This is a genomic window from Kribbella amoyensis (assembly GCF_007828865.1).
Lineage (GTDB): Bacteria > Actinomycetota > Actinomycetes > Propionibacteriales > Kribbellaceae > Kribbella > Kribbella amoyensis.
This window is the reverse complement of sequence record NZ_VIVK01000001.1, coordinates 5316213-5342562: the sequence shown is the minus strand read 5'-3', so window position 1 is coordinate 5342562 and position 26350 is coordinate 5316213. Positions and strand designations below refer to the sequence as shown.

The following is a 26350-nucleotide window of genomic DNA, read 5'->3' as shown; positions in this document are numbered from 1 at the left end:
TACCGTCGCAGCATGGGTGGGGAACCCGACGCCAGGCCGAGCCTGCGCGCGGCAAGGCCGTTGCTGCTCGTCGTCGACACCGATCCGGAACGACTGGATCGCATCGAGGCCGAGTTGGAACGGAGCTTCGGCGTCGATTTCAGAGTCCGCGGTGAGCTCACCGCGGACGCCGCGCTGGCCGGTCTCCAGTTCGCGCACGAACTGGGGCAACGCGTGGCGGTCGTCCTGGTCGATCACGCGCTCGCCGAGAACGAGCGGGCGCAGATCCTCGAGCAGGCCCGCACGCTGCATCCCGACGCCCGCCGGGCGCTGCTGATCGAGTGGGGCGCCTGGGCGCGCCGGACCACCGCGGCCGCGATCCTGGCCGCGATGGCCGTCGGGGACATCAACTACTACGTGCTGAAGCCGTGGATCGAGCGGGACGAGCTGTTCCACCGGACGGTGGCCGAGTTCGTCCAGGAGTGGTCGCGGAACGAGGTGGACAACCTCCGCGAGGTGGTCGTGGTCGCCGACGAGCGATCCCCGCGCGGCCACGCGATCCGCGGGCTCCTGGTCCGCAACGGCATCCCGAGTGCGTTCCGCGCGACCGGTACGCCGCTGGCGGACCTGGTCCTGCGGGAGCTCGACGAACCCGATCCCGGGGATCACGTGCTGGTCTGGATGCCCGCGATCGGCGGGACGTTGTTGCGCGATCCGACCGACGCCGAGGTCGCCGAGGCGTGGGGCGTCCGGACGACGCTGAAGGACGAGCAACGGGAGTTCGACGTGCTCGTGATCGGTGGTGGGCCGGCCGGCCTCGCGACCGCGGTGTACGCGTCGTCGGAGGGCCTGAGCACCCTGGTCGTCGAGCGGGAGGCGATCGGTGGCCAGGCGGGGACGAGCTCGCTGATCCGCAACTACCTCGGCTTCTCCCGCGGCGTCACCGGGTCGGAGCTCGCGCAACGCGGGTACCAGCAGGCGTGGGTGTTCGGCGCGCACTTCCTGCTGATGCGCGAGGTCCTCAAGCTCGACCAGGAGGGCGGCCATTTCCGGGCGGAGATCGGCGACGTCGGTGAGGTCCGGGCCCGCGCGGTCGTGCTCGCGATGGGCGTCGCGTACCGGCGGCTCGGCGTACCGGCGTTGGAGAAGCTGAGCGGCGCCGGGGTGTACTACGGGGCGTCCGTGTCCGAGGCACACGGGTTGACCGGCCTGGACGCGTGCGTGGTCGGCGCGGGGAACTCGGCCGGCCAGGCCGTGCTCCACCTGGCCCGGTACTGCCGCCTGGTCACGTTGGCGATCCGCGGCAAGGACCTGTCCGCGAGCATGTCGCAGTACCTGATCGACGCGATCGATGCCGCCGACAACGTGGTACTCCGGACCTCGTGCGAGGTGGTCGACGGGGGCGGCGACGGCCGGCTGGAGACGATCACGCTGCGGGACCGGACCACGGGCGCGGAGGAGGCGCTCCCCGTCGACGGGCTGTTCGTGATGATCGGCGCGGAACCGGGCACCGGCTGGTTGCCCGAGGCGGTCGGCCGGGACCGGTACGGGTTCGTGCTCGCCGGGACCGAGGCGGCCGCCGATCCCCGCTGGACCCTGGACCGGCCGCCGCAGCCGTACGAGTCGACCGTGCCCGGGTTGTTCGCGGTCGGCGACGTCCGCTGCGGCTCGGTGAAGCGCGTCGCCTCGGCGGTCGGTGAGGGCTCGGTCGTGGTGTCGCAGGTGCACACGTTCCTGAAGGGTCCCGATGGCTGACCGGAAGTTCGCGTACTCCGGCGGGATGCTCGTCGCCACCACGATCGTCCTGCTGGTCCCGCTCGCGTGGTTGCTCCTGCTGCTCCGCAAGCCCTCCCTGGACGTGCACTTCGAGCACCATCCGACCCACTTCTGGCTGGTCCTGCTGACCGCTCTCGTCAGTGCCGTACTCGCCTACGCGACCGGTGCGGCCGCGATCCGGCGCGGCGATCCGCGGGTCCTGTTCGTCGCGCTCGCGTTCCTGTCCGCGGCCGGGTTCCTCGGGCTGCACGCGTTGGCGACCCCGGGCGTCCTGCTCAGTACGCCGAACGCCGGGTTCACGCTGGCGACCCCGGTCGGTATCGCGCTGGGTTCGGTGTTCGCGTGCGTCTCCAGCCTGCGGTTCCACGGTGACCGGGTGGTCAAGGCGATGCGCTGGGGCCGCTGGGCGCGGGCCGGGCTGCTGACCCTGATGGCGTTGTGGGCGATCGCCTCGGTGGCCAAATTGCCGCCGCTGCAGGGCAAGGCGGTCCCGGAAGTTGCCGACGGCATCCTTACCGGGCTGGCGATCCCGGCCGTCCTGCTCTATGCGCTCGCCGGCGCCCGGTACCTGGTGCTGTGGTGGGAACGGCCCTCGTTGATGCTGCTCTCGATGATCTCGGCGTTCGTGCTGCTGGCCGAGGCGATGATCGCGGTCGTCTTCGCGCGGAACTGGGCGCTGTCCTGGTGGGAGTGGCACATCCTGCTGCTGTCCGCGTTCACGCTGGTGCTCGTCGGGGTGCGGATCCAGTGGTACGAGGAACGATTCTCCGACCTGTACCTGAAGGACACCGTCGCGGGGCGGCGCGAGCTGAGCGTGCTGTTCGCCGACCTGCAGGGGTTCACCAGCTTCTCGGAGAGCCACGAGCCCGGCGAGGTCACCACGATGCTGAACACGTACTTCGAGGTGGTGGTGCCGCCCGTGGTCCGCCGGCACGGGGGCGAGGTGGACCGGATCATCGGCGACGCGTTGATGGTGACGTTCAACAAGCGCGGGAACCAGCCGGACCACGCGGAACGGGCCGCGGCCGCCGCGCTCGCGTTGCAGGAGGCGGCCGGGAAGGTCCAGGGTGAGCACCCGAACTGGCCCCGGTTCCGGGTCGGGGTGAACAGCGGGATCGCCTCGGTCAGCCTGCTCGGCACCGAGGGCGGCCGGACCCACACGGTGATCGGCGACACGGTCAACGTGGCCTCGCGGATCGAGGGCAAGGCCCCCGTCGGTGGGGTCGCGATCGGCCCGGCGACGCTGGCGCTGTTGCCCGGGGCGCGGACCGAGTCGCTCGGCCTGGTCGACCTGAAGGGCAAGGCCGAGCCGGTCGAGGTGTTCCAGCTGCTGTCGCTGCCCCTCGGCTGAAGGATCACCCTCGCCTTCCTGCGGCGGTCCCTGGTGTTCATGTGTTGGACCTTGGCGGGGCCTGGTCCGGGTGTGAGAATCCGGCACATGTCTGCCCAGAACCGATCACGGCGCCGACTGGGCGCCCTCGTGGTCACCTCCAGTCTGCTGCTGTCCGGGGCCGCCGTGATCGCGGCCGCTCCGGCGCTCGCCGCCTCGTCCACCGTGGTGATCACCGAGGTGTACGGCGGTGGCGGCAACTCCGGTGCGCCGTACACCAACGACTTCGTCGAGCTGACCAACAACAGCGACGCCCCGGTCGACGTGACCGGCTGGTCGATCCAGTACGCGTCCTCGGCCGGGACCTCCTGGGCGAACAAGATCACCCTGTCCGGCACGATCGCGCCGGGCGGCGTCTACCTCGCCCAGGGCGCGTCGGGTGGAGCCAACGGCCAGCCGCTCCCCGCGGCCGACGCGACCGGCAGCGTCAACCTGTCGGCCACCTCGGGCAAGGTCGCGCTGGTCACCTCGACCACCAGCCTGACCTGTGCGACCGGCTGTGCGAGCGCCGACGGCGTGGTCGACTTCGTCGGGTACGGCGCGGCCAACGACGCTGAGACAAGCCCGGCGCCGGGCCTGTCGAACACGACCTCGGCGACCCGCAAGGACCCGACCAAGGACGGCGACAACAACGCTGCCGAGTTCGCTGCGGAGAACCCGTCGCCGAAGACGCTGACCTCGACGCCGCCCGACCCGGACCCGGTGGACGCGAAGATCCACGACATCCAGGGCACCGCGCACCGGTCGCCGCTCGCGGGCAAACTGGTCGGCAACGTCACCGGCGTCGTCACCGCGAAGAGCGCCAACGGGTTCTGGTTCCAGGACCCGCAGCCGGACGACGACCCGGCGACCAGCGAGGGCCTGTTCGTCTTCACCAGCTCGGTCCCGACCGTGTCCGTCGGCGACGTCGTCACCGTGCGCGGTACGGTCGCCGAGTTCCGGCCCGGCGGTTCGGGCGGTACCGACAACCTGACCACCACGGAGCTCACCAACCCGACGGTCACGGTGACCGGTACCGGCTCGGTCCCGGCGCCCACGATCGTCGGCCCGGGTGGCCGCGTCCCGCCGTCGACCGTGATCGACGACGACTCGTCCGGCGACGTCGAGACCACCGGCACCTTCGAGCCGGCCACCGACGGCCTGGACTTCTGGGAGTCGCTGGAGGGTATGTGGCTCGGCATCGACCAGGCCCAGGCGACCGGACCGACCAGCTCGTTCCGCGAACTGTCCGTCGTCCCGGTCGGCTCCGGCCTGCGCACGGTCCGCGGCGGCATCCTGCTGCAGCAGACCGACAGCAACCCGGAGCGGGTCCTGCTGGACGACGTGCTGACGCCCATCCCGGACGCCAAGACCGGTGACACGGTGACCGCGCCCGGCGGCGGGCCCTTGACCGGTGTGCTCGACTACGCGTTCGGCAACTTCAAGTTCCTCCCCACGCAGACCCCGGTCGTCGTCGACGGCCAGGTCGCGCGGGAGAAGTCGAAGGCCTCCTCTCCCCTGCAGGTGTCGGTGGCGACGTTCAACGTCGAGAACCTGGACCCGTCCGACGGCGCCGCCAAGTTCGACGGACTGGCCCAGGCGGTGGTGCGGAACCTCGCCTCTCCGGACATCCTCGGTCTGGAGGAAGTGCAGGACAACGACGGCGCGGTGAACTCAGGGAGCACTGGAGCGGACCTCACCCTGACCATGCTGGCCGACGCGATCCGCCGGGCCGGCGGTCCGAAGTACGCGTGGCGGCAGATCGACCCGGTGAACAACGCCGAGGGCGGCGAGCCGGGCGGCAACATCCGGGTCGCGTTCATGTACCGCACCGACCGGCCGGTGAAGTTCGTCGACCGGGCCGGTGGTGGCCCGACCACGCCCACCACGATCGTCACCGACAAGTTCGGCCGGCCGCAGCTGAGCTCGTCGCCGGGCCGCGTCGACCCCACCAACCCGGCCTGGGCGGCGACCCGGGTCCCGCTGGCCGGCGAGTTCAGCTGGCACGGGCAGAGCCTGTTCGTGGTGGTGAACCACTTCAGCTCCAAGGGCGGCGACGACCCGTTGTGGGGCCGGTTCCAGCCGCCGGTCCAGTCGTCCGCGCCGAAGCGGCACCAGCAGGCGCAGGCGGTCCGCGGGTTCGTCGACCAGATCCTGGCCAAGGACAAGGGCGCGAACGTCGTCGTCCTGGGTGACCTGAACGACTTCGACTTCAGCCGGACCGCCGACATCCTGGTCGGGTCCGGCCGCACCTCGCTGATCAACCTGCCGCGCACGCTGCCGGCCAAGGAGCGGTACAGCTACGTGTTCGAGGGCAACAGCCAGATCCTCGACCAGATCCTGATGTCGCAGAACCTGCGGCCGGGGTTCTCCTACGACATCGTGCACATGAACAGCGAGTTCCCGGACCAGATCAGCGACCACGACCCGCAGGTGGTCCGGATCACGCCGCTGCCGTCCTGGTACCGCTGACCTAACGGCGCGCTTACGGGCCGGGGCCGGGCGGGGTTTTCCTTGCCCGGCCGCCGATAATGGAGAGGAGCCGGAGCCCCTGGGGTTTCCGGCTCCTCGACTGAGGAGGTACCGGCAGTGACTGACAGCACCAGGCAGTACGCGGTGAACAAGACCGACGAGGAGTGGCGCGCGCAGCTGTCCCCGGCGGAGTTCCAGGTTCTGCGCAAGGCGGGCACCGAGCGCCCGTTCACCGGTGAGTACACCGACACCAAGACGGTCGGCGTGTACAAGTGCCGGGCCTGTGACGCCGAGCTGTTCCGGAGCGAGACGAAGTTCGACTCGCACTGCGGCTGGCCGTCGTTCTTCGCTCCGCTGTCCGAGGACCGGGTGGAGTACATCGAGGACTCCACGCTCGGGATGAAGCGGGTCGAGGTCCGCTGTGCGAACTGCGGCTCGCACCTCGGCCACGTGTTCGAGGGTGAGGGCTACGGCACCCCGACCGACCTGCGGTACTGCATCAACTCGGTCAGCCTCTCCCTGCAGCCCGCCTGACCCGCGGGACGGCACCGAACGCCGGTCGTCGGCCGCCGACGCACTAAAGTGAGCCAGCGCGGAACCAGGCCAGGTGCCCGACGGGCGGAAAGGATCCCAGTGGCTGACGACACCCGGAGACCAGGCGTGCTCGACGCGCTCGCTGCCGACCAGCCCTGGGAGATCCCGGCCGGCTGGCCGGCGAGTGTGCGGAGCCGATTGCGGGCCTGGGGCGACGACCCGAACGCCGTTCGGCCGTTGCGGGCCGGCGCCTTCCCGGACTTCGTCAACGGGACGCCGGCCGCGGTGTGGTTCACCCACCAGGTCGCTCCGTTGCTGACCGGCTGGATCCCCGTCCTGCACGGTGAGCGCGCCGATATCGGTGCCGAGCTCACCCGCGACTTCCACCGGCCGTCGGTCCGCTTCGGCGGCGCCGGCCACCTGGTCCGGATCGCGCCGACCGACTGGCCCCTGCAGGCGATCTCGGGGGCCCGGGGATTCCGCGAGGAGAGCCGCCGGCAGGCCGTGAAGCTGAGCCGGGACGTGATGAGCCTGTTCCTCGACGCCCCGCCGATGGCGGCGCGGGCGGAGGCCCTGGTGACCGCGTTCGACCGCGTGCTGGCCGACCGCGAGGCCCTGCGGATGCACGCCTCCGCCGACTACGACACGATCGCCCAGTACTGGCGGACCAGTGCGCTCACCGACCTCGAGCGCGCGGTGCTCCCGGAGCTGGCGGGACCGACGGCCGCGCTGCACTACTCGCTCAACTCGTTGCGGGACGCGCACGCCAAGCTGTCGATGGTGATGCCGGACGACCCGGGCGACTTCGCCCAGCTGCTGTCCGGCCTGATCCTGACCACCGGGCTGACCGGCCAGCCGCAGGCGGTCGGGCAGATCCTCGGCAACGCCGCCTGGGACGTGGAGAACGCCCTGGCCGGTCTGCGCGACGGCTTCGACAAGGACGAGTGGCTGGCCGGTAACACCGCGTGGCTGGGCCGCGCCGTTCGCCGCGACCACCAGGTCCTCGCCCGCTCCTGGGCGGCCGCCGCCACCCGCGTCTCGGTGCACCTGGCCGGCGTTCTCGGTGACGCGCCTTGGCCGGAGCCGCAGGTACCGGACCTGCACGAGTTCTTCCGGCTGCTCGACCTGGAGCGCCGGCTGACCGCCGACGCGACCGCGGGCAACTCGGACCAGTCGCTCACCGCTGCCTGGGGCGCCGTGAAGGCGAGCCAGTCCGCCGATGCGCAGGCCGAGGGTGAGCCCGCGGAGTCCGGCCCGAACCAGCCGGCCGCCCCGGTGGAGGCCGGGGACGGGGCACTGGCCGAGCTGGAGTCGCTGATCGGGCTGGAGTCGGTCAAGGAGTCGGTCCGCCGGATGGTGGCCGAGATCAAGACCAACCTGCGGCGCGCCGAGCTCGGCTTGGCGAGCCACGAACGCGCCCGGCACATGGTGTTCGTCGGCAAGCCCGGTACGGCGAAGACGACGATCGCCCGGCTGCTGGCCCGGATCTACCAGGACCTCGGCGTGCTGGAGAAGGGCCACGTGGTCGAGGTCGACCGGTCCGACCTGGTCGGCTCCAGCGTCGGTACCACCGCGCCGATGACCGCCGCCAAGTTCCGCGAGGCGCTCGGCGGCGTGCTGTTCGTCGACGAGGCGTACACGCTGGTCCCGGAGAACAGCCCGGGTGACTACGGCCTCGAAGCCGTCGCCACGCTGCTGAAGATGATGGAGGACCACCGCAACGACTGCGTCGTCATCGTCGCCGGGTACCACCGGGAGATGCAGCGGTTCATGGAGTCCAACACGGGTCTGTCGTCGCGGTTCCCGAAGATGCTGTCGTTCAGCGAGTACAACACCGACCAGCTGGTCGCGATCTTCGCGCTGCAGGCCCGGCAGAAGGGCATGATCATCACCGACGACGTGCTCGACGTGGTCCGCCGGGTGATCCCGCCCGCGCCGCGTGGCCACAACTTCGGTAACGGCCGCTTCATCCGGAACGTGCTCGAGGAGGCCATCTCCAACCAGGCGACCAGGCTCGCCCAGCGGGACCCGGACACCCTGACCGAGCGTGACCTGCGGATGATCTTCCCCGAGGACGTCAAGCCGGCCGCCTCGATGCGCGCCGAGGACTACCTGCTGCAGAAGCCGGGAACCTGAGCCCTACTCCCCCAGCAACACCGGCCGCCTGCCAGCTCCTCGTCCACGTCAGATCGGCGTGGCCAGGGCGACCGGGTTGCCGTCCGGGTCGGACACGTAGGCCTGGCGTTCGCCCCATGGCATCGTGGCCGGCTCCTGGAGGATCTTGTACCCGGCGTCGCGGAGCTTCTCCAGCTCGACCTCGACGTCGTCCACGTACACGAACAGCTCGAACCGTGGCGCCGTCCCGACCGTGATGCCGAGCTGCGCCTCGGGCCAGCTGGTGTCGGCCAGACCGAGCGAGGAGTCGCCGCGTTCGAGGCCGACGTAGTGCGGGTCGCCCTCCAGCGGGAACTGGTACACCGACTCGTAGCCGAGCCGGCCGTAGAACTCGATCGACCGCCGCACGTCGCCGACGTACAGGACCGGGAACGCCTTCCGCGGCATGATCAGGCCAGGTTGGCGACCAGCTCGCCGAGCTCGGTCCGCCGGCCGGTGTAGAACGGCGTCTCCTCGCGGACGTGCCGGCGGGCCGTGGACGCGCGCAGGTCCCGCATCAGGTCGACCATCCGGTACAGCTCGTCCGCCTCGAAGGCGAGCATCCACTCGTAGTCGCCGAGCGCGAACGACGCCACCGTGTTCGCCCGGACGTCCGGGTATCCCCGGGCCATCTTGCCGTGCTCGGCGAGCATGAACCGGCGCTCCTCGTCCGGCAGCAGGTACCACTCGTAGGAGCGGACGAACGGGTACACGCAGACGTACGCGCGCGCCTCCTCGTCGGCCAGGAACGCGGGGATGTGGCTCTTGTTGAACTCGGCCGGCCGGTGCAGCGCCAGCTGGGACCAGATCGGCGCGAGGTGCCGCCCGAGCCGGGACCGGCGCAGCGCGTGGTATGCCTTCTGCAGCGCGTCCGAGGACGGCGCGTGCCACCAGACCATGAAGTCGGCGTCGGCGCGGAAGCCCTCCACGTCGTACCAGCCGCGGATCACCACGTCGTCGGCGGCGAGCTTGCCGACCAGGTCCGCGAGCTCCGCGGCCAGCTCGTCGCGGTCCGCGTCACCGAGCGGGGTCTCCACCTTGAAGACCGACCACATCGTGTAGCGGATCACGGTGTTGAGCTCGCGGGCCTTCGGCTTCGCGGTCCGGGTCTCGGACGGCGCGGCGGTCTCGGCGTTCGCGGGCTGCTCGGGCTGGGCTGGCGTCTCGGTCACGGGGCCATTGTCGCCAATGCGTCCAGATGACCGCGCACCCGGGTTGCCGCCTTGGCCCCGGCGGCGACACACGCGGCGATCCCGACCCCCCGGTACGCCGCGCCGCAGACCGCGAGACCGGGCTGCTCGGCGACCGCGCGCTCCACCCGGTCGACCCGGTCCAGGTGCCCCACGGCGTACTGCGGGAGGCCGCCGCCCCACCGCGTAACGAGCGAGCCGACGACCGGTGCCTCCAGGCCGATCGCCTGGCGCAGATCGGCCGAGGCGAGCGCTACCAGCTCCTCGTCCGACCGCTGCAGCACGTACTCCTCACCGAGGCGGCCGACCGAGCAGCGCAGTACGGCGAGGTCTCCCCCGGCCTCGGCAGACCACTGCCACTTGGCGAAGGAGTACGTCGACGCCTTGATCGTGCGGCCCTCGACGGACGGGACCAGGAAGCCGGATCCGGTCGCGGACGCGGGGAAGTCGCTCTTCCGGACGGCGAGGGTGACGATCGCCATGCTCGCGTACTCGATCGCGGCCAGCTCGACCGAAGCGGCGGGGACCAGGTCGGCGAGCATGCGCGCGGCCGGGGTCGCCGGGGTGGCGACGATGACGGCGTCCGCCTTGACCAGGGTCGGCGCGGGCACGGGGCCGGTCACGAGCTCGTACCCGTCGGGGGTGCGGGTGATCCGGCGAACGGTCGCGGACCGGCGGATCTCGACGCCCCGGCTGGTCAGGTCCTGCTCGAGCGCCGTGATCAGGCGGTTGATGCCGCCGCGGATCCCGGCGAACACGGGCGCCCCGTCGGCCGCCCGGCGCTGGCTGGCCGCGCGGAGCTCGGTGGTCGCGGCGAGCAGGCCGGGGGCGGTCCGGAGCTTGGCGTACAGCTCGGGGACGGCGGCGGCGAGGGAGATCTCCTCGGCCCGGCCCGCGTACACGCCGCCGAGCAACGGGTCGACGAGCTTGTCGGTGACGGCGCGACCCATGCGCTCGGCAACGAACCGCCCGATGGCGACGTCCTCGGTCAACTCCGGCTGCGGGAGGCCGGCCTCCTGAGCCACGCGATCGGCGGCCTCGGGGCCGAGGACATCGGTGGTGGTGGCGGGGTCGGCCGGTACGCCCATGACGGTCGGCGGGATGGCGCGGATCCGGTCGCCGATCCAGAGCCCGGCCGAGGTGGTCGCCGGGTGGACGACGTCGTCGGCCAGACCGACCGCCTTGATCAGGTCGGTCGCTTCCGGGCGGCGGGCCAGCACCGACTCGGCACCGAGGTCGACGGGGACGCCTTCCAAGGTGTCGCCGGCCAGCTTCCCGCCGAGCCTGGGCGAACCCTCGAGTACGACGATCCGGGGCGCATCCGGCTCCCCGGCCAAAGCATGAGCAGCAGCAAGCCCACTGACCCCGCCACCGACAACAACCACCGTCCGCACATCCACGGCCCCATCCTCACCCATGGGATTCCAGCACCCGCCCCCACCCCGCTGTGGTTGCGGCAGGCAAGGGCCGAGGCCGATGGCAGGTTGTCGAGTGGCTGGCGGGTTGTAACGCGTTAGTGGGCCGACAACCCGCCAGCGGCGAGGTCAGCGGGCCGACTTCTGTTGGACTGCTCGCACCACGCGGTGGAGGACTTCGGGGTCTGCGGTCGGGGGGACGCCGTGGCCGAGGTTGAAGATGTGGCCGGGGGCGGCTTGGCCTTCTGCGAGGATTCGGTCGATTTCCGGCTCGATCGCCTCCCAGCCCGCGGACAGCAGAGCGGGGTCGAGGTTGCCCTGGACCGGTTTCGGGGTGCCGCTGGCCGCGGAGATCCGGCGGACTGCTTCGTCCAGGGGGACTCGCCAGTCGACGCCGACCACGTCCGCGCCGGCTTCGCTCATCAGGCCGAGCAGCTCGCCCGTGTTGACACCGAAGTGCAGGCGCGGGACGCCGTACTGCTCCAGCGCCGCGAAGACCTTGGCCGAGTGGGGCTGGACGTACTCGGCGTAGTCCCGGGGCGAGAGCGCTCCGGCCCACGAGTCGAAGAGCTGGATCGCCGAGGCGCCGGACTCGATCTGGACCGCGAGGTACGCGATCGCCACGTCGGCGAGGCGGTCGGCCAGCGCGTGCCAGAGCTTCGGGTCGCCGTGCATCAGCGCCTTGGTCTTGGCGTGGTCCTTGCTCGGCCCGCCCTCGACCAGGTACGACGCGACGGTGAACGGCGCGCCCGCGAATCCGATCAGCGGGGTGGTACCGAGCTCGCCGACCAGTTGCTTCACCGAGTCCGCGATGTACGGCACGTCGGACGGCTCGACCGGGCGGACCGCCGTCAGGTCGTCGGCGGACCGTACCGGGGACGCGACCACGGGGCCGACGCCCGGCTTGATCTCCAGGTCGACGCCGACCGCCTTGAGCGGCATCACGATGTCGGAGAAGAAGATCGCCGCGTCGACACCGTAACGGCGTACCGGCTGCAGCGTTATCTCCACGACGAGGTCGGGCCGCATACACGACTCGAGCATCGTGGTGCCCTCCCGGATCGCCCGGTACTCCGGTAGCGAGCGGCCCGCCTGGCGCATGAACCACACCGGCGTGTGCGGTCCGGGCTCGCCCCGGGCGGCCAGCAGAAAGGCGGAACGGTCGGTAGCAGTCGGTGATCGATCAGGCGATGTGAAGGGCACGGCATCGATGATCCCATGCCCGTGAAGCGGTTACCGGCGCGTCGTCCCCGGCGCCGGTGAGTAATCAGTCGTAGGCTGCGGAGCATGGGTGCCCGCAAGCAGGTCGACGCGCCACCCGCGGAGTTCGCCGAGGCGGTCGCGCAACTGCGCGAGGCCCGGCTCCGGCCCGAGGTCTTCGTCGAGGAGATGCCCGCGCCGCAGCGGATCGCACCGCACGCGGCCGCGGTCAGCGCCGACGTGACGGTCGACGGTGACGATGTCGCCACCGGCCGTCTGGTCGTCCTCTACGACCCGGACGGGAACGACGCCTGGCAGTCGACCTTCCGCTGTGTCGCGTACGTGCGCGCTGCCGTCGAGCCGGAAATGGTGACGGACGCGCTGCTCGGTGGCGTGGGCTGGACCTGGCTGATGGAGGCGCTGGCGGACCGGGGTGCCGAGTACTTGGCGCCGAGCGGTACCGTCACTCGGGTGGTATCCGAGAGTTTCGGCGGGATGGCCGACGACGAGGCGACGGCGGAGATCGAGATCCGCGCGTCCTGGAGTCCTGTGCCAGGCCCGGGCGGTCGGGTCGACGTGACCCGGCACGCGGAGGCCTGGGGCGAGGTGCTGTGCACCGCCGCCGGCCTGCCACCGGTTCCGCCGGGCGTGGTCGCCATGCCGACCCGGCGCGGTCAGCGGGGCCGATGAGCCCGGCCGAGACCCAGCAGCCCGTCCCGGACGACCCCACCGCGAACCTCCCGCTCCTGGAGTTGCGCGACGGGCTCTCCGAGGTGGTCGACGAGAACGCCGCCCTGACCGACGCGATCGAGGCCTTCCGGTCCGGGACCGGCCCGGTCGCCGTGGACGCCGAGCGAGCGTCCGGTTACCGGTACTCCCACCGCGCGTACCTGGTCCAGCTGCGGCGTGAGGGCGCCGGGTCGGCCCTGGTCGACCCGATCCCGTTCGGGGACCTGTCCGCACTCGGTGACGCGATCGTGGACGCCGAGTGGATCATCCACGCCGCGAACCAGGATCTGCCGTGTCTGGCCGAGATCGGGATGGTGCCGCGAGCGGTGTTCGACACCGAGCTGGCCGGCCGCCTGCTCGGGTACCCGAAGGTCGGGCTGGCGTCGCTGGTCAGCGAGGTGCTCGGCTTCCGGATGCGCAAGGAGCACTCGGCCGCGGACTGGTCCACCCGCCCGCTGCCGGCGCCCTGGCTGGTGTACGCCCAGCTCGACGTGGAGATGCTGATCGAGCTGCGCGACGCGATCGAGGCCGAGCTGCGCCGCGAGGGCAAGTGGGACTGGGCCCAGCAGGAGTTCGCCGCGATCCTTGCCGCTCCCCCGCGAGAGCCGAAGCCGGATCCGTGGCGCCGCACCTCCGGGATGCATCGGGTCCGGAACCGTCGCAGTCTGGCCGTGGTCCGCGCGTTGTGGGAGGCCCGCGACCAGATCGCGTCGTCGGCCGACATCTCGCCGGGCCGGATCCTCCCGGACGCCGCGATCGTCGAGGCGGCCGCCGCGATGCCGGTCGACCGGGACACGCTGCAGCGCCTGACCGCGTTCAAGGGACGCGGCGCCCACCGGCACATGCGGACCTGGTGGGAGGCGATCGACCACGCCCGTAAGCTGCCCGAGTCGCAGCTGCCGAAGCAGGGCCCGCGGTACGACGGCCCCCCGCCGGCGCGGGCCTGGGCCGACCGTGATCCCGACGCCGCGGCGCGGTTGTCGGCGGCACGGGCCGCGGTGAGCGAGATCGCCGAGGCACACCGGCTGCCGACCGAGAATCTGCTCGCTCCGGACACGATCCGGCGGCTGGCCTGGGCGCCGCCTGCGGACGCCTCGGTCGAGGTGGTCACCACGTTCCTGCGCGACCACGCGGCGCGCGAGTGGCAGATCGGCCTGACCGTCGAGGTCCTCACCGACGCCCTCGGCAAGACCGCCCCGGCCGAACCGCTCACCTGAGACCGCCGGCCCAGCCCTGAGACCACCGGCCCGACCGGGCCGCTGAACTCGGTCCAGCGGCCCGGCCGGGCGGGGCTCAGTTCGGGAGCAGCCGCTCGATCGCCTCGACGACCTCGTCCGACTCGGGCTCGGTCCGCGGCCGGAACCGCGCCGCCACCGTGCCGTCCGGGGTGAGCAGGAACTTCTCGAAGTTCCACTGGATGTCGCCCGCCTCGCCCGCGGCGTCCGGGGTGAGGGTGAGCTCGGCGTACAGCGGGTGCCGGTCGTCACCGTTCACGTCGAGCTTCGCCAGCATCGGGAAGGTGACGCCGTACGTCGTCGAGCAGAACGTCTCGATCTCCTCGGCCGTCCCCGGCTCCTGTCCGCCGAACTGGTTGCACGGCACCCCCAGCACGGTGAACCCGCGCGCGGCGTACCGCTTCTGCAGGTTCTCCAGGCCCTCGTACTGCGGGGTGAGGCCGCACTTCGACGCGACGTTCACGACGAGCACGGTCTGGCCCTTGTACTCCGCGAGCGACGTCGCGCCGCCGGACAGGGACTGCAACGGGAGGTCGTACAGGCTCATGCGGGATCCTCATTCGGAAGGTGACGGGACAGGAACGCCTCGGTGCGCTGCCATGCCAGGGCGGACGCCTCGGCGTGGTGGAAGGCGGGCATCGGATTGTCGAACGCGTGCCCGGCGCCGGGATAACGGTAGACCTCGACGTCGCCGAGCGCGGTGACGATGGCGTCCACGGTGTCGGGCGGCAGGTAGTCGTCCGCGTCGCCGAAGTGGTGCAGGCTCGTCGCGTCCACCTCGGGCGCGAGGCCGAGCAGGTTCGGCAGGGCGGAGCCGTAGTAGCTGACCAGGACGTCGGGCGACGAGACCGCCGCGACGTTGAACCCCAGCCCGCCACCGAAACAGAAGCCGACCACCCCGACCTGGGTGTCACGGCCACGCAAGTACTCCAGCGCGGCCACCGAGTCGGAGACCGCGGTCGGCCAGTCGAGCCGGCCCATCACCCCGAGCGCACGCTCGAGCAGATCGGGCGCGTCGGGATCCAGGTCGACGTCGGGCAGCCGCCAGTACACCTCGGGCGCCACCACGTAGTACCCGAGGGCCGCCAACTGGGCGCCGCGCTCCTGGATGTACTCGGAGACCCCGAAGATCTCCTGAAGCAACAGCACACCGGGTCCGGTACCGGACGCGGGTTCCCAGACGTGGACGGGCATCAACCCCGTACCGGTATCGATCTCCAGAGTCACACGGCGCAGCGTACTCGCTACTACCGAATGTGCACGGACTCCTCTTCGACCAGCGCCGGACCCGGTGTTTCAGCCGGCTCGTGGACGGTCGGTTTCGGCATCCAGCGCTTGCATTCGGAGATCGCGTCGTTGAGCAGCAGGAAGAGCCGCTCGTCCGGATCCGGGACGCAGGCCTGCGAGATCCCCTCCACCGCGCAGGAGACCGCTCTCGGCGCCGTCCGCCGGGCGAAGTCGGGGGTACCCCGATGCGGGCGGGCGGTGAACGACCGCGCCCACTTCGTCGCCGACGGGACCGCGTCGAGTACCGCCTGCGACTCCGGCGACATGCTGTCGGCCGGACGTCCGTCCAGCTGCGCCAGCTGCCGTTCGGCGACCAGCAGCGCGACCGCGAGGATGTACTGCCGCTCCTGCGACACCACCGGTAGCGCGTGCTGGATGCAGGCGGCGGTAACCCGTGGGACGACGTGTGGGTCGTCCGGGGTCAGCCCGATCACCGATGGGACCAACGGCGCGAGCCGGGATCGCCCGGCATCGGTCGTGCAGTCGTTGACGTCGCGGGCCACCCCGGCGAGCAGAGGATGTGTGCAGCCCGGATGGTCCGACCACGGCTCCCCCGCCAGGTACGACGCGAACTCCATGAAGCAGGCGCCCTTCCGCGGATTGCGATGTTTCCCCCGGCTGAGCACCGGTACCGCCAGATCAAGGTTGTTCATAGAACCGCTCCTGAGACGTGCGTGGCTTCCAGCATGCGCCTGATCGCGCCCGGATGCCACGGGTTACCGGACACCCACCACTCAGCAACTCCGACCGCTCTGGACCGGTCACGCTCAGCAGTCCCCCGCCGACGCCGGCCGGCCGAGTTGATGAGTGCTGGCGGTCCGGGGACGGGCTGTGAGCAGCGGCACAGGCGCGCCTTCTTGGGGCGTTGTGTTACCCACGGGTAGCATTCAGGCAGCTTCCGAGACGAAGGAGGGCGCCCTCGTGCCCCGTGAGATCCGCGATGTCGTGTTCGTCGACGGCGTTCGCACCCCGTTCGGCAAGGCCAAGGGCCAGTACGCCGAGACCCGCGCCGACGACCTGGTGATCAAGTGCATCCGTGAGCTGCTCCGGCGCAACCCGTCGTTGCCGGCCGAGACCGTGGACGAGGTCGCGATCGCGGCCACCACCCAGATCGGCGACCAGGGCCTGACCATCGGCCGGACCGCCGCGCTGCTGGCCGGGCTGCCGAACACCACGCCCGGCTACGCCATCGACCGGATGTGCGCCGGCGCGATGACCGCTGTCACCACCACCGCCGCCGGGATCGCGTTCGGCGCGTACGACGTGGTCGTGGCCGGCGGGGTCGAGCACATGGGCCGGCACCCGATGGGCGAGGGCGTCGACCCGAACCCGCGGATCATCTCCGAGAAGCTCGTCGACACCTCCGCGCTGGTGATGGGCTCGACCGCGGAGAACCTGCACGACCGGTTCCCCACCATCACCAAGCAGCGCGCCGACGCGTTCGCCGCGGCCTCCCAGGAGCGCGCCGCGAAGGCGTACGCGAACGACCTGATCCAGCCCGACCTGGTCCCGGTGGCGACCCGCTCGGCCGAGAACGGCTGGGGCTACGCTGCCACCGACGAGCCGATGCGCCCGGGCACGACGGTCGAGGACCTGGCCGCGCTGAAGACCCCGTTCCGCCCGCACGGCCGGGTGACCGCGGGCAACTCCGCCGGCATCAACGACGGCGCCACGGCCTGCATCCTGACCTCGGCCGAGGCGGCCGCGCAGTACGGGCTGACCCCGAAGATGAAGCTGGTGTCGTACGGCTTCGCGGGCGTCGAGCCGGAGGTGATGGGCGTCGGCCCGGTGCCGGCCACCGAGAAGGCGCTGAAGCTGGCCGGGCTGACCATCGACGACATCCAGGCGTTCGAGGTGAACGAGGCGTTCGCCGTTCAGGTATTGGCGTTCCTCGAGCACTACGGCATCGCCGACGACGACCCACGGGTCAACCCGTACGGCGGCGCGATCGCGTTCGGGCACCCGCTGGCCTCGTCCGGGGTCCGGCTGATGAACCAGCTGGCCAAGCAGTTCGAGCAGCGCCCCGAGGTCCGGTACGGCCTGACCACGATGTGCGTCGGCCTCGGCATGGGCGGCACCGTGATCTGGGAGAACCCGAACTGGGAAGGGGCGGCCAAGTGAGCCTGCAGGAGCTGATCGACGAGGCGGTCGCGATCGAGACCGACGAGGTCGTCACGTACGCGCACTCGCGCGACGTGGTGCTGCCGAACAAGGCCGGCACGATGGCGCTCATCACCCTCGACAACGGGCACGACCACACCAAGCCGAACACCTTCGGCCCCAAGGGTCTGGCCTCGCTCAACACCGCGATCGACACCGCCCTCGCGCGGGACGAGGTCGTCGCCATCGGGGTCACCGGCAAGCCGTTCATCCTGGCCGCCGGCGCCGACCTGACCGGCGTACCGAAGCTGGCCGGCCGGGAGCAGGCGCTGAACCTGGGCCGGATCGGCCATGGCGTGCTGCGCAAGCTGGTCGACGGTGGCAAGCCGTCGTTCGCCTTCGTCAACGGGGTGGCGCTCGGCGGCGGGCTCGAGGTCGCGCTGCACGCGCAGTACCGGACGATCTCGGTCGCGGCCGGGATGCTCGCGACGCCCGAGGTGTTCCTCGGCCTGATCCCCGGCTGGGGCGGCAACTTCCTGCTGCCGAACCTGATCGGCGCCGACAAGGCCGTCAAGGTCGTCGTCGAGAACGCGCTGAACCAGAACAAGATGCTCAGCGGTCCGGAGGCGGTGAAGTTCGGCCTCGGCGACGTGCTGCTGGAGTCGGCCGACTTCCTGGAGCAGTCGCTGCTGTGGGCGAGCCGGGTCCTCACCGGCGCTGTCGAGGTGACCCGGCCGGAGATCGACCGGGGCGACGCCTGGGACGCTGCTGTTGCCCGAGGCAAGGGATTCGCGGACCTCAAGGTGAGCGGCGCGGCGCCCGCGCCGTACCGGGCCCTGGACCTGATCGCGGCGGCCAAGGACAACGACCGCGATCGTGGGTTCGCGGCCGAGGACGAGGCGCTCGCGGACCTGATCATGAGCGAGGAACTGCGCAGCGGTCTCTACGCGTTCGACCTGGTCAACAAGCGCGCCAAGCGGCCGGCCGGGGCGCCGGACAAGTCGCTGGCGCGGCCGGTCGGCAAGGTCGGTGTCGTCGGCGCCGGCCTGATGGCCGGTCAGCTCGCGCTGCTGTTCGTCCGCCGGCTGGAGGTCCCGGTGGTCCTCACCGACCTGGACCAGGAGCGGGTCGACCGTGGCGTCGGGTACGTCCACGGCGAGATCGACAAGCTGCTCGGCAAGGGCCGGATCCGCCCGGATAAGGCGAACCAGCTGAAGGCGCTCGTCACCGGGTCGGTCGATCGCGCGGTGTTCGCCGACGCGGACTTCGTCATCGAGGCCGTGTTCGAGGAACTGCAGCTGAAGAAGACGATCTTCGCCGACCTGGAGAAGATCGTCCGCCCGGACGCGATCCTGGCGACCAACACGTCCTCGTTGTCGGTGACCGCGATGGCCGCGGACCTGGAGCACCCGGAACGCGTGGTCGGGTTCCACTTCTTCAACCCGGTCGCGGTGCTGCCGCTGCTGGAGATCGTCCGCGCCGACCAGACCGACGACGCCTCCCTGGCGACGGCGTTCGCGGTCGGCAAGACCCTGAAGAAGTCCTGCGTGCTGGTGAAGGACGCGCCCGCCTTCGTGGTCAACCGGCTGCTCACCCGCTTCCTGGGCGAGGTCAGCGCGGCGGTCGACGAGGGGACGCCGATCCCCGAGGCGGACCGCGCCCTGTCCGCCCTTGGGTTGCCGATGCCGCCGTTCGTCCTGCTCCAGCTGGTCGGTCTGCCGGTCGCGTTGCACGTGGCGGAGACGATGCACGGGGCGTACCCGGAGCGGTTCACGGTGTCGGAGAACCTCGTCAAGGTGGTTGCCGCCGGCAAGAGCTCCTTCTACGCGTGGAGCGCCGACGGCAAGCCCTCGGTCGACCCCGAGGTCGAGGCGATCGTGACGGTCGGCGACAAGCCCTCCACCGCCGACGAACTGCGCGAGCGGGTCCTCACGGCGCTGGCCGAAGAGGTCAAGATCATGCTCGACGAGGGCGTTGTCGCGGAGGCTCAGGACATCGACCTCTGCCTGCTCCTCGGCGCGGGCTGGCCGTTCCACCTGGGCGGCATCACGCCGTACCTGGACCGCACGGGCATCGCCGAGAAGGTCAACGGCGAGCGCTTCCTCCCGCGTGGCGTCGCCGGCGTGAGCTGACCCGAAGACCGCTGGGGGTCGGTGCGGAGCCGGAAGCCCGCTCCGGCCCCCAGCATGGATAGCGAGCTCTCGAGTTTCGCCTTGTTCGCAGAGCGTTCTGTGGATACTTGATTTGCGCTTCGCTCGATCCGTTGACATAGAATCGCACGCATGTTCGAAGGCGACGTGACCGAGCTCGACGCGACCGGGGTCCTGACCTCGGCCGCCGAGCTCCGCGCCGAAAGAGACCGGCTGGAAGCCCGCCTCCTCCAACACGCCCAGTACTTCGCCGACCTCCACACGGTCGACGCCCTCCAGTCCGATCACAGCGACAACCACGACGGCGGGTATGACAGGTGCGGGCGCGAACGCGGCATCGTCTACGGCGGCGAGGGCTGTCCCGCGATCGCCGAGTTCGCCCCCGCCGAGTTCGGAGCCCTGCTCGGTACCTCGGCCGGTGCGGCAGGCAACTACATCGGCCAGGCCCTCGCCCTGCGCCACCGCCTGCCACGGATCTGGGCAACCGTCCTGAACGGTGAGGCGACTCCCTGGAAGGCGTGCAAGGTCGCGACCGCCTGCTTGGACCTGTCGCAGGAGGCCGCTGCGATCGTCGACGAGCGTGTCGTCGGCCTGGTCGACACCGTGACCCCGATCCGCCTGCACAAGATCGTCACCGCCGCCCGCTACGAGGCTGACCACGAGGCGGCCCGCGCTGCCGCAGAGCGGAAGGCCCGTGAACGAGGCGTCTACATCGGCCGCACCGACGTTTACGGCACCAACTCCATCTGGATCCTCGCCGCCAGCGGTGACGTGATGCGCTTCGACGCCACCATCGACGCCCTCGCCGAAGCACTGAAGACCCTCGGCGACCCCGACCCCCTCCGCCTCCGCAGAGCCCGCGCCCTAGGCATCCTCGCCGACCCGGCCCACGCCCTGGCAATCCTCAACGCAAGCCGCAAAGGCGTTCAGCCCACCCCAGCACTCCCGGATGGAGCGGACCAGGCTCTCGGTCAGCCCAACTCCGCGCGGCCCAACCCGGCGAAGCCGACGGTCGTGGGTTCTGCGGCAGCCGTGGTGCAGGCGGAGCCTTGGGACGCAACGCCCGACGCCCAGGAGACGACTACGGGGCACGACGCGGCCGCACGCCGGGCCCTCAACGCCAACCTCGCTCAACTCGACGGCATCGCCGGCTCCCGCACCAGTCGCACCATCGTCTACGTCCACCTCACCGACCACGCGCTGACCACCGGCCACGGCGTCGCTCGCCTTGAAGGCGCGGGCCCGCTGCTCGCTGACCAGCTCGCCGACTTGATCGGCCACCGTCCGTACTCGATCCGCCCGGTGATCGACCTGAACAACAAGATCAGCGTCGACGCCTACGAGATCCCCCGCCGTCTCCGCGAGCAACTCAAACTGATCCACCCTGTCGAACAGTTCCCCTACGGCACCGCGGAAACAACGCTCGCCACCGACCTTGACCACATCCAGCCGTACGACCCGAACGGTCCACCGGGTCAGACCAGCACCACCAGCCTCATCCCGCTGCGGCGCTTCAGCCACCGGGTGAAGACCCATGGCCGCTGGAAGGTTCACCGGACGACGAACGGCGCCCTCGAATGGACCAGTCCCCACGGCTTCGTCTTCCACGTCGACCACACCGGAACCCGCCGCGTGCACCCCGCCGAACCCCGGCCGGGCTGACGTCGTCCACCCACTCGCGCCGACAGTGATACGGCGACGCGCCCACGAGGTACTCCACCACCCACCAGCTCAGCGCGTACGCCCGGTCGGCGTCGTCGTCGAACTGGTTCGGGCCTGGCAGTTTCTGCAGCGTCGGCAGGTACTTCGTGCGGACCGTCTTGCGGTACGGGTCGACCGTCCACTCCGGGTCGTCCTCGATCGAGTGGGCCCGGACGTACTCCGCGACGCCCTCGACCAACCAGATCGGCGTCTTCGCTCCGATCGGCACCGTGGCCACGTGCGTCATCTCGTGAACCAGCAGATCTTCCTCGAGCGTCTTGCGCATCGACGGGTTCACCACGATCCGGCTGCCGATCACCGGGCCGGACTCCTGACCGACCTGCTCGCCTTCGTGCAGCGTCACCGCCTTCGCCGCGATCGTCCAGCCCTGGCCGTTGCCGGCGGTCCACAGGGTCGCCATCACGCGCGGCTCCGACATCGCGACGACCAGGACGGCGCCGTTCCACGGGCGCGGCCAGTGGCGGCGGACGGCGTCGACCGCGCCTTCGGAGACGCGCGCGATCTTCTGGCCGAGGGCCGCTTCGGTTTTGTCGACGACCACGACGACCTTGCCCCGGCGGACGACCGTGACCTCGCCGAAGTCCCACGGCTGGCGGTGGCCGTCGTTGCTCAGGGTCTCGTCGATGGCGCCGTCCTCGACCAGCACCCAGAGGTTGGCCCGGCGGACGAAGGTGTAGCCGAGGTCGGTCTGCACCGGCTTCGGGTCGAGGCCGGCCAGCTGGTACCGCATCATCACGCGGGTCGTGTACGTGGTCGGGCCGTACTTCTCGGCCAGCGGCGGCACGTCCCAGCTGTCCGCGGTGAAGTACTTCAGGCTGCTGAAGCCGAACTTGCGCAGGTTCGTGAAGAGCAGCCGTTGCCGGGCCACCAGGGCGGGCTGCTTGGGATCCACGACGGCGAGGAAGCCCTTCAGGTCGCCCTTCAGCACAGCGGTCGCGCGGTGGGCGAGCAGGATGTCGACCTCGTGCTGCCGGGACTTCTTCTGCGCCTCGGTGAGCTCGCTCGCCGGCGGTGTCGCCTCGACGGCGGCGGCGGTACTGCCCGGTGCGTCGCCCTCGTCGCCGGACCAGGAAGCGGCCGCGGCGCCCGCGGAGCCGGCCAGGAGCAGCGCTGCGACGCCCGCGATCAGGCGTCTGGGGTGCTTCATCCGAAAATCCTGCTCTCTACGGCGACCGGCTGAGGGATCCTACCGTCATGACGCCGTACTCCGAGCTCAACGAACTGCTGGCCGACCTCACCTCCTCGGCACGGGACATTCTCGGCGACCACTTCGTCGGCGCCTACCTGCAGGGCTCCTTCGCCTTGGGCGACGCGGACCTGCAGAGCGACTGCGATTTCCTGATCCCGGTCAGCGCGCCGATCACCGCGGACCAGGAGAAGGAACTCCGCGTCCTCCACGACGAGATCCCCACCCGGCCGGGCTTCTGGACCAAGCACCTGGAGGGCTCGTACCCGCTGCTCGACGAGCTGCGCACCCTGGACGGTCTCGGCAGCGACTGGCTGTACATCGACCACGGGTGGCGCGACATGCAGTGGTCCACGCACTGCAACACCGAGGTGGTGCGCTGGACGTTCCGTGAGTACGGCGTGACGCTGGCCGGCCCGGATCCGCAGTCGCTCGTCGACGTAGTCCCGGCGGACGCGCTCCGGGAGCGGATGCGGTCCGACATCCCGCGGTTGCTGGACGACCTGGCGACCTGGGTCTCGATCGAGATGGCGTGGGGGCAGCGGTACGCCGTGACGACGTTGTGCCGGATGCTCTACACGCTCGACACCGGCCGGGTCGCGTCGAAGAGGGCGTCGTTGCTCTGGGCGATCGACGCCCTGGATCCGCGCTGGTCCGAGCTGTGCCGCCGAACGCTGGACGGCCGCGCCCTCGGGTTCGATCCCGAGGACGCGGCCGCTCCGGCAGACGTCGCCGCCACCGTCGCACTCGCGGCCGAAGCGACCGCGATCGCCCGGCGGACGGCTTAGGCCTTGGTGGACTCGCCCGTGCGCTCCTCCACGCCCACGCGGCTCTTGCGGTAGCCGTACACGGCGTAGACGAGGAAGCCGAGCACCATCCAGATCGCGAACCGCAGCCAGGTCTCCAGCGACAGGTTCAGCATCAGGTAGATGCAGATCGCGGCAGACAGGATCGGGATGACCGGGTTCCACGGCACCCGGAAGGCGCGCTCGATGTCGGGGCGGCGCTTGCGCAGCAGCGGGACCGCGATCGAGACCAGGGTGAACGCGGCCAGGGTGCCGATGTTCACCATCTCCTCCAGCTTGCCGATCGGGGTCAGACCGGCCACGATCGCGACCAGTACGCCGATCCCGACGGTGAGCCGGTACGGGGTCCCGAACTTCGGGTGCGTCTTGCCGAGCTGGCGCGGGACCAGGTGGTCGCGGCTCATCGCGAACACGACCCGGGCCGCGCCGATCATCAGCGTCAGCACGACCGTGGTGAGACCGGCGACGGCACCGGCCGAAATCAGCGTGGCGAACCCGGGTTTGCCGACCGAGCGGAACGCCTCGGCGAGCGCGGCCTCGCTGTTGATGTCGGTGTACTTGATCATCCCGGTGATCACGATGCAGACCAGCACGTACAGCACGGTGCAGATCGCCAGCGATCCGAGGATGCCGCGGGGCAGGTCGCGCTGCGGGTTCTCCGCCTCCTCGGCGGTGGTGGCGACGACGTCGAAGCCGATGAACGCGAAGAACACCAGCGAGGCGCCGGAGACCAGGCCCATGATCCCGAACGTCGACGGGGTGAACCCGAACAGCGCCTGGAACAGCGGCGTGGTGATGGTGACGTCGCCGTTCTCGGCCGGCACGCTCGGCGGGATGAACGGGGTCAGGTTGTCGCCGTTGACGTAGAACAGGCCGGCCACGATCACGAACAGCACCACGAACAGCTTCACCGCGACCAGCGCGAGGTTGACCCGCAGCGACTCCTTGATCCCGATCGTCGCCAGCACCGTCAGCACGATCACCAGCAGCATCGCCAGCACGTTGACGCTGCTGTCCGGCCCGATCGACTCCGGCCAGCCGAGGCCGATCTGCTCCAGGAAGAGCGCGGCGTACGTGGACCAGCCCTGGGCCACGACGCTTGCCCCGAGCATCAATTCGAGCAGCAGGTCCCAGCCGATGATCCAGGCGAAGATCTCACCCAGGGAGAAGTACGAGAACGTGTACGCCGACCCCGACACCGGAACAGTCGAGGAGAACTCCGCGTAGCAGAGCGCGGCCAGTCCGCAGCAGATCGCGGCGAGCACGAACGACAGCGCGATGCCGGGACCGGCGTACGCCTGGGCGGCGCGGCCGGTCAGGGTGAAGATGCCGGCGCCGATGATCACGCCGATCCCGAACACGGTCAGGTCCAGGGCGGTGAGACGCTTCTTGAGTTGGTACTCCGGCTCGTCGGTGTCGGCGATCGACTGCTCGATCGTCTTGGTCCGCAACAGACTCATCCGTACGCCTCCTCGAGATCCTCACACGTCACCCCGAGCATGTTCCTCTCACCGGGTGAGGTCAAACCGCCACTCAGCGTCGAGGTCGATAGTCCTTGAGGGAGAGCCAGAGCGACGCCTCGGTGAAGCCGGTCCGGGTCAACAGGATCCGATCCCGGTTCACCTGGTCGGTGCCGTGCCGGGCCAGGTCCTCGTAAAGCTCCTCTACCTTACTCAGCCCCAACTCCCTGACCAGCAGCCGCACGGCCAGCCAGCTGACGCCGTACACGTCGGCGTTGCTCTGGTAGAAGCCGAGGTCCGACGGCAGCGACTGCAGGGCCGGCAGCGCGTCGTCGACGACGTCCTGCTCCCACTTGGCCAGTTCCCCCGGTCCGCTGATCTCCTCGATCCCGCGCCAGGACACGTACTCCGCCGCGCCCTCGGCGAGCCAGAGCGGTTCGTACCCGCCGAGGTCCGCGGTCGCGACATGGGTGATCTCGTGCGACAGCAGGATCTCGTCGATCCGGTCGCGCTCCTTCGGGTTCACCACGATGTACGCCCCGGAGACGGTGCCGTCGGCGGTGTCCTGGCCGGGCAGCGAGGAGAACGTCGACCCCGCCGACGCGGCCGACTCCACGTCCTCGTCGGCGAACCGGGCGTCCCGGACCTCGGTGTCGTCCAGCGCCGCCACCAGCACCGAACCACGCCAGCGCCGCGGCCAGTACGCGGTCACCTGCGCGAGCGCTTCGGTGGCCTCGGCAACGATCGCCTTGGCCCGCTCGGTGTCACCCTCCTCGACCACGGCCAGCACCCTCGCTCCGTGGCGGACCTCGATCGGGCCGAGGTCCCACACCTCGCGGTGCGCGCCGGGCCCGAGGTCGTCGTCCAGGTCGTCGTCGTCCACCAGGATCCAGCGGCCGCCCCGCTGCACGAACGTGTACCCGAGCTCGGTGGTGACCGGATCCGTGTCCACCTTGGGGATCTGGTACCGCATCAGCACACGGGCCAGGTACGTCGAGGCGCCGTGTTCGCGGGCCGCCACCGGGTCGAACCGCTCCTCGGCCTGGCTGTACCCGATCTCGGCGAAGTCCAGCTCGACCAGGTTGTCGAACAGCACCCGCTGCTGGCGACGGAGCTCGGCGTTCGCGGGGTCCACGTCGGCCAGGAAGAGGTTCGCGTTCCGGGTCCGGACCGCCTTCGACCGGCGGAGCAGGATCGTGTCGACGGCGAGCCGGCGGGCCGCGATCGCAGCCGCGGTCTTGGACGGCGGCTTGGTGCCCTGGTTCGGGGTGGGCGGGGTGATCCGGGCGGCCGGCGGCCGGGCCCGGGCGTCCTCCTCGCGCTCCTCGACCGCGTAGACCACACCACCGGAGACGAGCGCGACCGCGACGAGCAGGCCGAGCCAGCGGCGGGGCCCCGGGGGCGGAGCAGGAGCGCCTGGCGGGGCGGCGCTCGATGGCGTGGTGACACTCACGTCGGGTCGATCCTCCGGTCCGCCCGTCAGTAACAGCCCGGCTACCCTACTCGGTCCGGCAGGATCCACCACCGACACGCCGGGGATCCGAAGTTGCCCCCGGAATCCCCGCGTTGCCCTGGGTGACATCGAC

General features: G+C 70.7%; 20 protein-coding genes and 1 pseudogene. 11 read left to right on the top strand and 10 right to left on the bottom strand.

Annotated features, from left to right (window positions below; genetic code table 11):
• Positions 1–12: 12 nt before the first annotated feature.
• The 5 genes from FB561_RS24975 (at position 13) to FB561_RS24955 (ending at position 8266) form a co-directional block, all read left to right on the top strand.
• Entirely contained in the window at positions 13–1734 is a 1722-nt protein-coding gene (locus FB561_RS24975) for an NAD(P)/FAD-dependent oxidoreductase (RefSeq protein WP_145810824.1), read from the top strand.
• Positions 1727–3106, top strand: a complete 1380-nt coding sequence (locus FB561_RS24970; protein ID WP_145810822.1) for an adenylate/guanylate cyclase domain-containing protein — start codon at positions 1727–1729, stop codon at positions 3104–3106. The genes FB561_RS24975 and FB561_RS24970 overlap by 8 nt, the downstream gene beginning before the upstream one ends.
• Before the next feature lie 87 nt (positions 3107–3193).
• Positions 3194–5596, top strand: coding sequence for a lamin tail domain-containing protein (locus FB561_RS24965; protein WP_145810820.1), 2403 nt, complete (start codon positions 3194–3196; stop codon positions 5594–5596).
• Positions 5597–5713: 117 nt separating this feature from the next.
• Positions 5714–6130: a peptide-methionine (R)-S-oxide reductase MsrB gene (gene msrB, locus FB561_RS24960; protein ID WP_145810818.1), complete on the top strand. Its 417-nt coding sequence runs from the start codon at positions 5714–5716 to the stop codon at positions 6128–6130.
• Between the two features lie 99 nt (positions 6131–6229).
• On the top strand, positions 6230–8266 hold the full coding sequence (locus FB561_RS24955) for an AAA family ATPase (RefSeq protein WP_238335042.1): 2037 nt from the start codon (positions 6230–6232) through the stop codon (positions 8264–8266).
• 48 nt (positions 8267–8314) lie between these two features.
• Here FB561_RS24955 and FB561_RS24950 read toward each other — a convergent pair whose 3' ends face one another.
• The 4 genes from FB561_RS24950 to hemE all read right to left on the bottom strand — a co-directional run bounded on the left by FB561_RS24950 (position 8315) and on the right by hemE (position 12038).
• On the bottom strand, positions 8315–8692 hold the full coding sequence (locus tag FB561_RS24950) for a VOC family protein (RefSeq protein ID WP_145810816.1): 378 nt from the start codon (positions 8690–8692) through the stop codon (positions 8315–8317).
• Positions 8693–8694: 2 nt separating this feature from the next.
• The gene (gene hemQ, locus FB561_RS24945; protein WP_145810814.1) at positions 8695–9456 is read right to left on the bottom strand and encodes a hydrogen peroxide-dependent heme synthase; all 762 of its coding nucleotides are present in this window, start codon (positions 9454–9456) and stop codon (positions 8695–8697) included.
• Positions 9453–10874: a protoporphyrinogen oxidase gene (gene hemG / locus FB561_RS24940; protein WP_238335041.1), complete on the bottom strand. Its 1422-nt coding sequence runs from the start codon at positions 10872–10874 to the stop codon at positions 9453–9455. Before hemG ends, hemQ begins: the two co-directional genes overlap by 4 nt.
• 144 nt (positions 10875–11018) lie before the next feature.
• On the bottom strand, positions 11019–12038 hold the full coding sequence (hemE, locus tag FB561_RS24935; protein WP_238335199.1) for a uroporphyrinogen decarboxylase: 1020 nt from the start codon (positions 12036–12038) through the stop codon (positions 11019–11021).
• Positions 12039–12176: 138 nt separating this feature from the next.
• Here hemE and FB561_RS24930 point away from each other — a divergent pair, with 138 nt between their 5' ends.
• Together FB561_RS24930 and FB561_RS24925 are read left to right on the top strand one after the other, a co-directional pair.
• Positions 12177–12779 (top strand): DUF3000 domain-containing protein, encoded by a 603-nt coding sequence (locus tag FB561_RS24930; RefSeq protein WP_145810807.1) that lies wholly within the window; start codon positions 12177–12179, stop codon positions 12777–12779.
• Positions 12776–14035, top strand: a complete 1260-nt coding sequence (locus FB561_RS24925) for an HRDC domain-containing protein (RefSeq protein WP_145810806.1) — start codon at positions 12776–12778, stop codon at positions 14033–14035. Before FB561_RS24930 ends, FB561_RS24925 begins: the two co-directional genes overlap by 4 nt.
• A 76-nt stretch (positions 14036–14111) precedes the next feature.
• On the opposite strand, the gene FB561_RS24920 is transcribed toward FB561_RS24925, so the two are convergent.
• Genes FB561_RS24920 through FB561_RS24910 form a run of 3 tightly spaced genes read right to left on the bottom strand, consistent with a single transcriptional unit; the run spans position 14112 to position 15993 of the window.
• Positions 14112–14600 (bottom strand): glutathione peroxidase, encoded by a 489-nt coding sequence (locus FB561_RS24920; RefSeq protein WP_145810804.1) that lies wholly within the window; start codon positions 14598–14600, stop codon positions 14112–14114.
• Entirely contained in the window at positions 14597–15280 is a 684-nt protein-coding gene (locus FB561_RS24915) for a dienelactone hydrolase family protein (protein WP_145810802.1), read from the bottom strand. The genes FB561_RS24920 and FB561_RS24915 overlap by 4 nt, the downstream gene beginning before the upstream one ends.
• A 20-nt stretch (positions 15281–15300) precedes the next feature.
• A complete protein-coding gene (locus tag FB561_RS24910) occupies positions 15301–15993 on the bottom strand; it encodes a hypothetical protein (protein ID WP_238335040.1) in 693 nt (230 codons plus the stop codon).
• Positions 15994–16261: 268 nt separating this feature from the next.
• Here FB561_RS24910 and FB561_RS24905 point away from each other — a divergent pair, with 268 nt between their 5' ends.
• The 3 genes and pseudogenes from FB561_RS24905 to FB561_RS39270 form a co-directional block, all read left to right on the top strand.
• Positions 16262–17461, top strand: a complete 1200-nt coding sequence (locus FB561_RS24905; protein WP_145810800.1) for a thiolase family protein — start codon at positions 16262–16264, stop codon at positions 17459–17461.
• On the top strand, positions 17458–19572 hold the full coding sequence (locus FB561_RS24900) for a 3-hydroxyacyl-CoA dehydrogenase NAD-binding domain-containing protein (protein WP_202880729.1): 2115 nt from the start codon (positions 17458–17460) through the stop codon (positions 19570–19572). Before FB561_RS24905 ends, FB561_RS24900 begins: the two co-directional genes overlap by 4 nt.
• Before the next feature lie 150 nt (positions 19573–19722).
• Positions 19723–20466: pseudogene (locus FB561_RS39270) on the top strand (DUF222 domain-containing protein); the annotation flags it as partial.
• 637 nt (positions 20467–21103) lie between these two features.
• Here FB561_RS39270 and FB561_RS38790 read toward each other — a convergent pair.
• A complete protein-coding gene (locus tag FB561_RS38790) occupies positions 21104–22459 on the bottom strand; it encodes a hypothetical protein (protein WP_238335039.1) in 1356 nt (451 codons plus the stop codon).
• 47 nt (positions 22460–22506) lie between these two features.
• On the opposite strand from FB561_RS38790, the gene FB561_RS24885 reads away from it, so the two are divergent.
• Positions 22507–23286: an aminoglycoside adenylyltransferase domain-containing protein gene (locus FB561_RS24885; RefSeq protein WP_145810797.1), complete on the top strand. Its 780-nt coding sequence runs from the start codon at positions 22507–22509 to the stop codon at positions 23284–23286.
• On the opposite strand, the gene FB561_RS24880 is transcribed toward FB561_RS24885, so the two are convergent.
• On the bottom strand, positions 23283–24764 hold the full coding sequence (locus FB561_RS24880; RefSeq protein ID WP_145810795.1) for an APC family permease: 1482 nt from the start codon (positions 24762–24764) through the stop codon (positions 23283–23285). The genes FB561_RS24885 and FB561_RS24880 overlap by 4 nt on opposite strands.
• A gap of 73 nt (positions 24765–24837) precedes the next feature.
• Positions 24838–26217 carry a hypothetical protein gene (locus FB561_RS24875; protein WP_145810793.1) on the bottom strand — a complete coding sequence of 460 codons (1380 nt, stop codon included), beginning with the start codon at positions 26215–26217 and terminating at the stop codon, positions 24838–24840.
• Positions 26218–26350: the final 133 nt, after the last annotated feature.